Below are 12724 nucleotides of genomic sequence, written 5' to 3'. Positions count from 1 at the left end.
ACTGAAATGACAAAGGTAGAAGAATGATGATGCATCACTTTATTAGACGCAGTTTAATCTCGATTGGAATATTGGTACTGCCTATCGTACCTTCATTGGCTTTTGCACATGGCTATGTACTGAAACCAGAATCTCGAGCCTATGCCTGTAAGTTAAATAAGAATATTCAATGTGGCAGCATTGTGTGGGAGCCGCAAAGTTTAGAAGCTCCGAAAGGTTTTCCGCAGTCTGGGCCACCTGATGGTCAAATTGCCAATGCGAATTTGAGTCAATTTTCAGAATTAAATGCACAATCACCGACACGATGGGTCAAAACAAATTTGCCCACAGGTGCAAATGACTTTACTTGGCAATTTACTGCACAACATGTGACTCAAGGCTGGCGTTATTTCATCACTAAGCAAGGCTGGAATTCTTCAGCAGCTTTGGCTCGTAGTTCTTTTGATCTCAATCCCTTTTGTACAGTAGATGGCAAATACCAAAAGCCTGCCAGTGTGGTCACACACCGTTGTCACGTGCCTGCTGACCGCAGTGGCTATCATGTCATTCTCGCGGTATGGGATATCGGAGATACCAGTAATGCCTTTTATAATGTCATTGATGTAAATGTCGGTTCAGGCAACCCAACTACACCAGTCGATCCGCAACCCCCAAAACCAGTTCAAAGCTGGAACGATATCGGTGATATCAATCCGCTTGATGATTTAGTAGAGAATGATCGTGTATCAACACGTGTCTTTGATATGAATGGCGAAAATCCAAATTTAAAAACAGAATTACGGATTACCAGTACTGCCAATGGCAATCGAAATGTTTGGCCTCGCTTATTGGCAGAAGCCATTAATCGAGAGCATAGTGCTTTACGCGCAGGGGTTAAAAATGCACAGGGTGAGATTGTAGCTGTAAGTGGAAAAAATGATGTTTATAGTAGTTTAAATAGCGGTATTCAGCGTGTTGAAATCAAAATTGAGCGTGCCCCGATCAGTGGAGGGACTTATGATTTTGTTTATCCGAAGAATATTGCTACATATAAAGCAGGTAGCAAAGTATTGAGCAGCGATGGACGTATTTATCAGTGTAAGCCATTTCCTTATAGTGGTTGGTGTAGCATTCAAGCACATCAATATGTACCTGGCACAGGCTCGAACTGGCAGGATGCTTGGATTCTCGTGAAATAGTGTAAGTCCAAGTAATAAAAAACCGAGTTAGCAATAACTCGGTTTTTAAATATCCCAATCCAAATAGGTCGGTCTGATTTATAAAAATTATAAACCTGATTCGTATTCGCTATTTGAAAGCAATTTTTCAACATCAGCCATATTGTCTGGCTTAATCTTATAGATCCAACCCTTACCATACGGCTCGTCATTGACAAAATCAGGATCATCTTCAAGATCAGTATTCACTTCAACCACGGTTCCAGACACAGGTGCGTGAATATCAGAAGCTGTTTTAACTGACTCAACAATACCTGCTTGTTCGGTTGCGGTGACATGGCTACCCACTTCTGGGGTTTCCACATAGACTAAATCACCCAACTCATCTTGTGCATGGTCAGTAATCCCCGTGACAACGAGGTCACCCTCAATTCTTACCCACTCATGCGTACGTGCATATTTCAATTCTGCTGGATGATTCATGACAACTCCTTAACAATCTGTCGTATGATTTTTATTTGGTTTATACATGCTTTTCAACAAAAACAAAAGCTTTCGTGAACTTATAAGTATGGGTCTTTACGCCAGTTACTTGGGCTACGACCACTCCAGCGTTTAAAGGCACGGCTGAAATTCGCGACATCCGAATAACCGAGTTCGTCTGCAATTTGTTCCAAACTATAATCGGTACGAGATAGCAAAGAGGTTGCATGACGATAACGGACTTCATCCACGAGCGTAGAGAAGGACGTGCCTTCCGCAGCCAATTGGCGTTTCAAGGTCCGATCTGACATGTGTAAGCGTTCAGCCACACTTTCAATACTCAGATAATGCTGTTCTGAATTGGTTAAAATATCACGAACCCGCATAGCTAAACGACGACGTTCACCCAGTGCAGAGAGTTCAGTTTCACATTGATTAATCGCAATCTGGCTGGCAATTGGATCTGCATTGACCATTTTTAAGCCGAGATATTTTTTATCGAAGCTTGAAATCAGATGCGGCTGATTAAAACGTACTGTACTGGTTAATCGATCTTTATATTTTTCAAAACCAGCTGGTTCAGCAAAGTCCAGATCAACTTCACCCCTCAAATCTTCAATGCCTGTGAGAGCTTTGGCCATGGTCATAATACCAATGGTCAGACCTAGAATAATTTCAGTGCGTAATGGCTCAACTTCAATATCACATTGTAGTTGTAAAGTTGCTTTAGGGCCGAAAGTAGAGAAATATAACTGTAAAAAGGGAAGACGTAACTGAATAAACCGGCTTGCTAATGCAATGGCATCGGTAATGTCATGTGCCGTCATAATGGCATAGCCAATAAAGCCATGAATGGAAATACGCATCTGCGTTCCTAGATGAAAGCCCAATGTGCTTTCACCGGTAAGACGCAAAGAATGCTTGACCAATTCATTCGCAATCGGTGTTGGAATTCGATAATTTGGATCAGCCAGTTGTTCGCTAGTTAAGTGAAACGGTGCAAACAATGTTTCGTCGCTATATCCCCAGCGCGAAACGACGTCCAAGAGCAATAAGCCATAAACGCCTGGTATTCCTTGATCTTGACGAGTTGAGGTTGTTTTCATGTGCTTTCCGTGGCGCTCATCAATTTTGCCAATATCTTTTAAACATTTAAGTCTTAAACATCTTTACATGAAATAAAATAATCAATCATAAAAATTGTTGGACAAAAGAGTCACCGAATGTTCAAGAATCAAGTTGGTTTTCTAAAGACCATAATTTTGGTTGTCGATATTAATAGCACATCCCCATGTTGGTTCAAAGCTTGTGTTACGTAGCTGACGATACCACGATCATTTTTTGTTTTAGATGGCACAATTGCAGTAATTTCAATCTCAACATGAATTTTATCACCAACACGGGTTGGACGCGGCCAGCGTAGGCTTGATTCGGTACCTAACAACCCACCAGCAACTGGAAAACACTCTGTCCATAAGCGCATGGTTACAGCGGAGGTATGCCAGCCACTTGCCGCTAAACCTTGAAAGATAGGATGTTCTGTTGCAGCAACTTCATCAAGATGGAAGGGTTGTGGGTCATATTGCCCAGCAAATTGCTTTACTTCTGCAAGCGTCATTTCATATTCACGGCTGGTGAAGCGATCACCAATACTTAAATCTTCTAAATACAACATTATTCTGTGTCCTGAGTCACTCGTTGTTCAACTAAAAAGCCACCCGTTTGGCGTTTCCATAACTGTGCATACAAGCCATCGTTCGCAATCAGTTCCTCATGTGTGCCTTGCTCAGCAATTCGGCCTTGGTCAAGCACAATCAGGCGATCCATTTGAGCAATAGTAGATAAACGATGCGCAATTGCAATCACCGTTTTGCCAACCATCAAGTCATTTAAACTGCTTTGGATTGCAGCTTCGACTTCCGAATCCAGTGCACTGGTGGCTTCATCTAAAATCAGAATAGGGGCATCTTTGAGAAAAACACGTGAAATCGCAATCCGCTGGCGTTGTCCACCAGAGAGCTTCACACCACGCTCACCGACATAGGCGTCAAATCCAACACGTCCTTTTTGATCTGTCAGTTGTGGAATGAATTCTTCTGCTCTGGCTTTTTTCACTGCGAGTTGCACTTCAGCCTCAGTCGCATTTGGACGCCCATATTTAATATTTTCAGCAACAGTACGGTGTAATAAAGAAGTATCTTGCGTGACTAGCGCAATATTGGCGCGTAAGCTGTCTTGAGTAACATCATGAATATTTTGACCATCAATCAGAATACGACCTTGGTTGATATTGTAAAAATGAAGCAGTAATTGAATTAATGTTGATTTACCAGCACCAGAACGACCAACAACGCCAATTTTTTCACCAGGTTTGATGGTCAAATTAAAATGCTCAATCACATTTTTTTGGTTATAGGCAAAGCTCACATCCTCAAATCGAATTTCACCATGCTGAACTTTCAATTCAGTCGCATCTTTCTTGTCTTGGATCTGGATCTGTTTCCCTAAAGTTGACATACCATCCTGAATGGTGCCGACATTTTCAAATAGCATGGTGACATGCCACATTAAAAATTCAGCCATACTGTCTAACTTCAGTACCATCGCCGTAGTTGCGGCAATGACACCAATCGCCGCTTGTCCTTGTGTCCATAACCAAACTGAAGTGCCAATGACACCAATGTATAGAAATGCGCTGAGTAAACGAATGCTGATTTCGTATTTGACCCCTAAGCGCATTTGCTTATAAACCGTAACCATAAACTCTTGCATGGATTCTTTGGCATATTGGCTTTCACGGCCTGCATGCGCAAAAAGCTTTACGGTTTGGATATTGGTATAAGCATCGGTTATACGACCTGTCATGACCGCACGTGAATCTGCTTGTTTTTTGGAAATCTTACCTAAACGGGGGATAAAATAACTGGCAATTACTATAAAAAAAACCAGCCATAACATTAAAGGAATAATCAGTACAGGAGAAATGGAGCCTAAGACCACACTAATCGTAATGAAGTAGATCAGTACATAAACCAGCATATCGCCTAAAATCATCCAGAATTCGCGTACAGCCAAAGCCGTTTGCATGACCTTTGCAGATAGACGCCCTGCGAAGTCGGTATGGAAGAAATCTAAGCTTTGTTGTAGTAACAAGTTATGGAAGCGCCAACGCATACGCATCGGAAAGTTGCTGAATAGCACCTGATGCTTCACCACAGATTGCAGGCTGACAAAGAAAATATTGGCAAAGAGGATACTGATGAGGATGGTTAAATTTTGTTGGTTATTCGCTAAGAAAGTACTGGGTTGACTTTGTGTCAGCCAATCGACCAATTTTCCGATATAGGAGAAAAATAATGCTTCAAAACTGGCTGCAGCTGCCGTACATGCAATTAAGATAAAAAGGTAAGGGCGAATTCCTTTGGTTGCTTGCCAAACGAAAGCAAAGAAAGTGGTGGGTAATGGTTTGTTTAAGTCTTTCGTTGGATAGGGATCAACTAATTTTTCAAACCATTGTAGCATGCCGCTTTTCCTCTAGTTCTACAGTACGATTCAGCTCACCTTGTTAGGATAACAGAAAAGCGAGTTGGAGTCGGTAAAAGAACATAAATGATAAGCATGTCTTTTATGCCATAAACAAAATCATTTCTAGAATTCACAAAGTTTTATCTTAAGCATATGATATTTATTTGTAAGGTCAATCATCCATCATTGTAGAGGTAGAAAAAAGTGAATAACACCAATAATCCAGTAGATGAACTAGAGCAATTAGAAACAGAACAGCAACAACAGAATTCGACGGTAAATTCAATTGATCTTAATCCAGTCGATTTAGTTGAAATTGTTGTTGAGATGGGGAAAGGTGCATTAGATGTGGCTTCATCCATTATAGAGAAGATTGAGATTGATTTTTGATTAGAAAGTTTGTCTTATAATTAAATGTAGTTATTTCAAATAGGCGAAGGTTAAATAAGATTTTTATTTAGTTATTCTTCATGCTTTGTTTTGTATTTTTAAAGGTATTGGTGTTTTATTTTGAGGCGGTTTTTTGTTCAATATGATGTTATAATAAGTGAAAATTAATATATATAGAAACGGTGATGAAAATAATATCTATAGTTATACTTATGTTTTTATTCGGTATATGTCGTACAGCAGATGCTAAAAACTTTAAAGATGATTACGTTAATTTATCTGATGTTTATTTCAAATCTATAGATGATCAAATTCAATTTGAATATGGTTTGAGAGGCAAGGAAAAATCGGGCATCGAACAACTAAAAGCAAAGCAAAAACAATGTTTAGTTGAAAAAAGTAAAGTAAATCTACATAAGTTGATTATTGAGCGTTATTCAGATTATCAGCACTATATGCAAGGTGCTACTGAAAGCATTATGGAGAAAAATGAGTTTGTATTTACTCAAAATGAAGCGCAAAAAAATTATTTAGCATTGAAAAATGAGTTAAAAAAAACCCCATATCCATGTTGAATAATGAGGTTTTTTATTGAATTAAAAAACTAGCTTAATGTGGTTTTGTTTGAACTTTGCGTCGTCTGTTCAAAATATTGTACTGCAGGTGAACGAGCCATATAAGCCAATGCTTGCTCGGTATCACCTTCATGGATCGGATTAAATTTTGGCGACACCCAGCGTAAAGTTGCTTTCCATAAGTACTTTATGGTGGGGAGGTTATCAGTTTGCGTTGCCGTTTTTTCGAACTCACGAATAAAGCTAAAGAATCCGCGGCGCATTAATTTTTGGATCTCTTGATGTTCTAGATCTTGCTGTCCAAGGCTACGTGCAAAATCTGCAAGGAAGTAAATAAACAGAGGGAACACACCCATCATGATCACTTGACGAGAGACATAAAAACCAAATTTGTTTGTGAGTAGATGTTCAAAAAGGTCATAGGCTACACAACGGTGCTCAACTTCTTCTGCAAGGTGCCAACGAAACAAATCGGTCATGGCTGGATCTGCTGTATCCCAAGACTTACTATCGAGTGTCCATTGTCCAATCGTTCCAGTAAAGTGCTCGATTGCAGCAATAACACCAACGCGAAACAGTAACCAGTATTCCTCCAACTTCTCACCCTTGAGAAAGGGTACTCCTAAGGGTTTGTCCCCGAGAAGAATATTAAAAATAAAGTGAGCACGATTTAATGGATCTTGGATGTCATAGCCATTTTCTCTTAAGAAATCTTGGGCTTTCTCATGGGCACGGGCATGAGCTGCTTCTTGACGGACAAAGCCAATCACTTCTTGTTTGAGTTTTTCATCTGAAATATAGGGAATTGTCTTGTTAAACACACGGCAGAACCAAAATTCACCCGCAGGCAACAGCATGTTAATCCCATTGGCAATATGTGAGCATAAAGGATCATTCTGCATCCAGCAGACGGAAGATTCAGAAAAATCGAAATGTACTTTTCTTGCTTTAAGTTGATGATTTTCTGTGATCATACATGTCACCCGATATAAAATTACAAATCAAATTGAATACGTAATTTTTAGCATTGAGTAAAAATGTGCGCCATGTGCATATAGGACAAAAACAGGGTTTCAATTGGTTTTAAGGACAAACATTATGCTTTTTGCTGAATCGAGGTTTAAAAACTATATATAAAAAAGCCACATCTTTTGAAGATATGGCTTTAAGACACTTAATTAAGTCGTCATTGCTTTGTTTTAGCGATTAACCAAAGATTTGTAAGATCGTTTGAATAACAACAACGTTCACTAGGTCAATAAAGAATGCACCGACAAGAGGAACGATCAAAAATGCTTTATGCGATGGACCATACATATTGGTAATTGCTTGCATATTTGCAATCGCATTTGGCGTTGCCCCCATACCAAAACCACACAGGCCAGAAGCCAACACCGCTGAATCGTAGTTTTTACCCATAACGCGGAAGGAAACATAAACCGCAAATACCCACATTGCAATAGACTGAGCAATCAACAAAATAATCATTGGAATTGCAAGATCAGCCAGTTGCCAAAGTTTCAATGAAACCAATGCCATTGCTAAAAATAACGCCAGCGCTGTATTGCCAAAGACATCTATCGAGCGATCAAAGATTTCTTGTTTAAGGCCAGTTTCCAAGATATTACGTAGAAGAATACCACCACCCAATGCCCATACAAAAGTTGGTAATTCAATTGCAGTACCAATGGTTAGGTTTTTCATGGTTTCAGCAAAAGCCAAAGCAAAGGCAAACATACCTAAAGTGACAATGGCATTATCCGCAGTGATTAAGCGAACTTTTTGTGGTGCTTCGAATGTGTACTCACTATCAGTAAGCGGTGCGTCTTTATTTTCCTCACGAACTTCCGCTTTTAATGGTGACGCTAGGTTGTGTTTACGAATGAGATAACGGGCTAATGGTCCTCCCATTAAACCACCAACGACCATTCCGAAGGTCGCACTTGCAATGCCCATTGGTAAAGCACCTTCAACGGCATATTTGGTCTCAAAAATTGGTCCCCATGCTCCAGCAGTGCCTAAACCACCCACCAAAGCAATTGAACCTGCAACAACCCCCATTAATGGATCAAGACCAACGGCAGAAGCAATTGCCATGCCGACACCATTTTGAATGATGACAAAGAAGGAAATGGCAATTAAGAAGATAATTAAAGGCTTGCCACCTTCCTTAAGTTTGGCAAAATTAGCACTCAAACCAATCGATGCAAAAAACATAAGCATGAATGTATCTTGCATTGGCTTATTGACCGAAATGGTATAACCCGCAAATTGATGAATCAAATAAAAAATAATTGCACCGACCAAACCACCTGCCACTGGTTCAGGGATATTGTATTTGGTTAAAAAGGGGATGTGCTTATTTAAAATGCGTCCGACATAGAGAACCAACACCGCTAGCATGAGCGTATATGTTGGATTAAGTATGAAATCCATAGATATCCTTAAAATATGAACCGTCGAGAGAGCAAAAGGCGCTCTGAGAGAGCTAGATTAAATTAAAAAAATCAGCTTTAAAATATGTGATCTGGTTAACAATTATACATTTCCATGTCTAAGCTGTAGCTACAACGTATTTGATTAAACAAAGCGTAAAATTCCAGTAAATTTAAGCATTTAATTTAATGGTTGTTTATTTCAGGTTACATTTGGTTGTATTGAATATATGGTATAGTTTGCAAGACTTTTTGTTTTTAAGTGCTAATCGTTCAAGCGAATATTTTTTATTCATTTATCGCGCATGTTAATGCAATAAAGATGAATCAAGCACTTTTAAGTGTACTGCTCTAGCTCGCAGCGTAAGTTAAACAATGGCCTATACTCGCAGGTCAAATTTTAAAAAAATGATCAATCAGTTGCTTCTAAATTTAAGTTCACTGAAAAGTAGCATCTCAAATGCATCAGAACGTTTAAATTGTAATTAGCTTTTCATTGGGGGAATGAGGCGAAATATCGCTATTAAACAGCCCACTTTGTCGAGCATTTTTAATGCAAGATGTATATCTGCGTTTTATAGTGCAATAGAAAAAGAAAATGCTATAACTACATAGAGTAGGCGTATACTGTTTATAACTATTAGAATCATAAGGAATCCAAAATGCTGGTTAAATTTGCAATGCGCTTCATAGGTGTTTTGTTTGCGGTATTGGTTTTGGCTGCTCTCGTTATACATTTCTTTTTTTCGAGTAAGTTAACAACGGATTTATGGATTATTGTAGTCCCAATTATCTTGGGTATTCCAATGCTAACCTCTGTGATTGTTGCACGAGACGATGAGTTAAACGTTCACTAAAAATTACAGTTTAATTGAATAAAAGCTCGTCAAAAGATGGGCTTTTTTGATTTCTGTGATATAAAAATATTTCCCATGACTCAGGAGATTGAAGTGGTTATTTCTCAGATAAGACAAAATCTAGGCCGAGAATATGAATTATTCATACATTCCACCAGCTACCAATCTTATAAAAACAGTGAGGTACAAACCAAAGCACAGTTTTTAACGAATGCTTTAAAAGCGATGAAATATCCTCATACGAATTTAATCCCTTTAGGTGGTGGTATTTATAAATTACTGAATTTTGATCACTTTGAATTAGATCTTAATCTGTTTAATACACCCTCATTTCATCATAAAACTGCTTTTATCGACTGGGTATCTAAAAACTTGTATCAAGATCTCTATGCAAAATAGTTGAATCAATGAGCTCAAACAGCAGAACATGCTAAATAAAATATAAATAATCATATTCACCCGATAAATGGCTTGACCAGATATCGGGTTTTAATTTTTATCGGAGTTATTTAAATAAAAATGATTTTTTAAAAATAAAAAATAAATTATCCTCTAAGCTCTTAAATTCAAATAAAAATAGGTATTCGGATGAAAACAATATTCGTTGGGGTCATAGGTTTCGTTACATGTTTAATGACTATAAATGCATGTGCGGATACACCACTACAAGTCAATTACGGAGCACCTCAGGCACTAGGCGAGCTGACGGTAGCTCCGCAAACAGAGCAGCACTATCGTAGTGAAAGCAGGAGTGGTATTCAAACCTCGATATTCGCTGAATATTATGGCTCAAGATTAAAATCAGATGAAGTCGATGGACATGAAAAGCTCAATGGTTTTGGTACAGGTGTGACATTTACAGCTTTAGATACACTTAGTTCAACATTTGGCCTGAATTATCAAAAAAATGCGGATTGGAAAAGTACTGAGATTAATGTGAAAGGAGGCTACACCTTTTACGATCATAACAATAGCTATGCAAATGCAAGTATTGGTGTGGGATATGCGTGGCTGAAAGCTGATGACTATGATGTCAAATTACGTTATGTCACATTACCAATAGAGTTTGAGCTCGGACATTATATTCAATCAAATATTGCGGCTTATGTTGGGCTAGGCTACAAATGGCTTTATATTGAAAATTATAAAGATGTCTGTACAGGTTATTTTTGTGATAGCACCGCGGCTGATGTGCTGGATATGGATGGGATGACTTATAAAGTGGGGATGCGCTATCTGTTCTGATGAAGATCTGAATGATTAACTCCTGAGGCTTATCTATGGATAGGCCTTTTTGTTGATTGAAAATATGCATTTACATAAAGTCGATATAACTGATGGTGTTTTGATCAGCACTTACGCTTGCAAACAGTTAAAAAATGGTGATCAATTAAGATAAAAGCTCAATGATTAATTAGAGCATTTTCAAATGACACATAATTCTGAATATAAACAAAAAAATTTAAAAACATCTCCTGTATTGAATGTTGGTACTTCTGCTATTCATCGTTTCAGTCCGAAATACTGGCGTATTGATGGACCGCAGACTATGTCGTTTGCAATTACCAATTATGCCAATGGTTTTGAAGCATCATTTCGATCTCGAACCACGACAGATTTAGCAGGAGTGATTTGGGATTCTTACGATGCAAAAGACCATAAATTTCTCGCCTATGAAACTAAATATGATTACACCGGTGTGATTTGGGATTTTGATATTGAGTTGTCTCCATCCATGCCGATCTTGAATAATCCTACTTTGACACCAACACTAACCGTTCAATATCAGGCCAATGGTGAAGATAAGGTGGCCTATATTGTTCTGTTCAATTATGCCAACCAACCAGCTTCACGCTCTGCACATATTCATATTAACTGGAATACGGTCAAAGCTGGCTTTGCGGCAACAGATGCTTTTCCTGTGACCAATATTCAGCGAATTTCGTTTTCAGGTTTTACGAGCAGTTATAATGGGCATTCTACCCAGCCTTTAGCCCAAGCCGAAGAGGGTTATATCCGAGTTACTAATTCGGTGACTACTGGCCCAAATGCCGAACTTACTCTAAAGCGAGTGTCTGTGCCTCAACATAATTACGGCCTATGTACCAGTTATGACGACCATTACGATCTTAATCCACAGCGTTTGGTCGATAATTTGCAGGCTTTGGGCTATCACGGTTTGATTAATCATTATTGTGGTATGTCAAAGTATCCTGAAATGTCTTGGGACAGTAGTATTCATAAATGGCAAATTCCAGATACGTTGGTGACCAATGAAGCTGTTGTAAATCCATGTACACGTAAATGGCATGAGCATTTTGCTCAAGCATTGCAAAATGCTGGGATGCAGCCTGTATTTGGTGTCAGTTTTGAAATGTACTCATTGGGCGCAAATGAATTCTGGGCACAGCGGGATTGGAACAGTAATTTAGGCCGTACCGGATATGAACCGCCAAGTTATTTCTTTAGCCCGTGTGATCAAAATGCGCTTGCTTATCTACATAAAGCGTTTATTGAGTTTGCTGATACGATGGCTGTAGGCGGCTGTCCTGTAAATATGCAAATTGGTGAACCTTGGTGGTGGTATAACCAGGGTACGGATTTACCATGTGTCTATGATTATCCAACTAAACTGGCTTTTAATGCAGATACTGGATTGTATGCACCAGACTTGGGAACGATCTATGACGCAGTAAATAAAACTGGAACGCCGTATGATGAATTTAAAGCTTGGTTAAAAAATAAATTAGGGCAAACCTGTCAAGACATTCGAACCGTGATTAAAGCCAAATACCCAAATGCTAAAGTTTGTCCATTGATTTTTTTCCCGACCATTCGAACACCGATCGAAACCTTGGCAACCGATATTAACTTTCCGCGAGAGCACTATGCTTACCCGAATTTTGACTATCTGATGACAGAGGCCTATGACTGGATATTAGAGGCACGATTAAATTTGGCGCACCAAGCTGTTGCTGAAATTCCAAGCCAAGATCTGGACTATCCAGCGGATAAAGTCGCTTATTTAGCCGGATTTGTTCCTGATTCTTCGATTGCCCATCTTTACGGCTTTGATAAGAAAAAGCCATATCGAACTCCAATTTGGCAACGTGTGTTTGGAGATATGCAGAATAATAACCCTTTGGGGCTGATGAAGCAGTTGATCTGGGCTTATCCGCAAATCATGCAAGATTCTGTAACGATTGATATTGCTCAAGCACCAAATGGTTTCTTTGTCGAAAATACACTCTATACCCCTGTGACTGATGATACGCCGTATCCACCTGAGATCTATTTGTAAG

Annotated in this window: 13 protein-coding genes; 7 read left to right on the top strand and 6 right to left on the bottom strand. The window is 39.0% G+C overall.

All coding sequences use genetic code 11. The features are described from left to right. The first annotated feature begins 23 nt into the window (after positions 1–23). Positions 24–1178, top strand: a complete 1155-nt coding sequence (locus NG55_RS06355; protein ID WP_065342755.1) for a lytic polysaccharide monooxygenase — start codon at positions 24–26, stop codon at positions 1176–1178. Positions 1179–1265: 87 nt separating this feature from the next. Here the strand turns inward: NG55_RS06355 and gcvH are convergent, their stop codons facing one another. The 4 genes from gcvH to NG55_RS06335 form a co-directional block, all read right to left on the bottom strand. Next, positions 1266–1640: a glycine cleavage system protein GcvH gene (gene gcvH / locus NG55_RS06350; RefSeq protein ID WP_005211933.1), complete on the bottom strand. Its 375-nt coding sequence runs from the start codon at positions 1638–1640 to the stop codon at positions 1266–1268. Positions 1641–1720: 80 nt separating this feature from the next. Further along, positions 1721–2746 (bottom strand): AraC family transcriptional regulator, encoded by a 1026-nt coding sequence (locus NG55_RS06345; protein ID WP_016540403.1) that lies wholly within the window; start codon positions 2744–2746, stop codon positions 1721–1723. Between the two features lie 128 nt (positions 2747–2874). Next, positions 2875–3315, bottom strand: a complete 441-nt coding sequence (locus NG55_RS06340) for a MaoC family dehydratase (RefSeq protein ID WP_065342754.1) — start codon at positions 3313–3315, stop codon at positions 2875–2877. Next, a complete protein-coding gene (locus tag NG55_RS06335; protein ID WP_023269955.1) occupies positions 3315–5162 on the bottom strand; it encodes an ABC transporter ATP-binding protein in 1848 nt (615 codons plus the stop codon). Before NG55_RS06335 ends, NG55_RS06340 begins: the two co-directional genes overlap by 1 nt. 207 nt (positions 5163–5369) lie before the next feature. Here NG55_RS06335 and NG55_RS06330 point away from each other — a divergent pair, with 207 nt between their 5' ends. Both NG55_RS06330 and NG55_RS06325 read left to right on the top strand, forming a co-directional pair. Continuing rightward, on the top strand, positions 5370–5555 hold the full coding sequence (locus tag NG55_RS06330) for a hypothetical protein (protein ID WP_065342753.1): 186 nt from the start codon (positions 5370–5372) through the stop codon (positions 5553–5555). Between the two features lie 212 nt (positions 5556–5767). After that, positions 5768–6130 carry a hypothetical protein gene (locus tag NG55_RS06325; RefSeq protein WP_016540399.1) on the top strand — a complete coding sequence of 121 codons (363 nt, stop codon included), beginning with the start codon at positions 5768–5770 and terminating at the stop codon, positions 6128–6130. A 29-nt stretch (positions 6131–6159) separates the two neighbouring features. Here the strand turns inward: NG55_RS06325 and NG55_RS06320 are convergent, their stop codons facing one another. Further along, positions 6160–7104, bottom strand: a complete 945-nt coding sequence (locus NG55_RS06320; protein ID WP_016540398.1) for a metal-dependent hydrolase — start codon at positions 7102–7104, stop codon at positions 6160–6162. A gap of 232 nt (positions 7105–7336) precedes the next feature. Next, entirely contained in the window at positions 7337–8566 is a 1230-nt protein-coding gene (gene gltS / locus NG55_RS06315) for a sodium/glutamate symporter (protein WP_023269953.1), read from the bottom strand. Positions 8567–9227: 661 nt separating this feature from the next. Here gltS and NG55_RS06310 point away from each other — a divergent pair. The 4 genes from NG55_RS06310 to NG55_RS06295 all read left to right on the top strand — a co-directional run bounded on the left by NG55_RS06310 (position 9228) and on the right by NG55_RS06295 (position 12723). Next, positions 9228–9422, top strand: a complete 195-nt coding sequence (locus NG55_RS06310; protein ID WP_023269952.1) for a hypothetical protein — start codon at positions 9228–9230, stop codon at positions 9420–9422. Positions 9423–9515: 93 nt separating this feature from the next. Continuing rightward, entirely contained in the window at positions 9516–9821 is a 306-nt protein-coding gene (locus tag NG55_RS06305) for a hypothetical protein (RefSeq protein WP_016540395.1), read from the top strand. Positions 9822–10010: 189 nt separating this feature from the next. Further along, complete coding sequence (locus NG55_RS06300; protein ID WP_065342752.1) at positions 10011–10667, top strand: hypothetical protein; 657 nt, start codon at positions 10011–10013, stop codon at positions 10665–10667. Positions 10668–10851: 184 nt separating this feature from the next. Next, positions 10852–12723, top strand: coding sequence for a non-contractile tail sheath protein (locus NG55_RS06295; RefSeq protein WP_065342751.1), 1872 nt, complete (start codon positions 10852–10854; stop codon positions 12721–12723). Position 12724: the final 1 nt, after the last annotated feature.

It is taken from the genome of Acinetobacter gyllenbergii (genome assembly GCF_001682515.1).
In the GTDB taxonomy this organism is placed as follows: Bacteria; Pseudomonadota; Gammaproteobacteria; order Pseudomonadales; family Moraxellaceae; genus Acinetobacter; species Acinetobacter gyllenbergii.
Note: the sequence above shows the minus strand (reverse complement) of the source record. Positions and strands in the feature narration are given on the sequence as shown.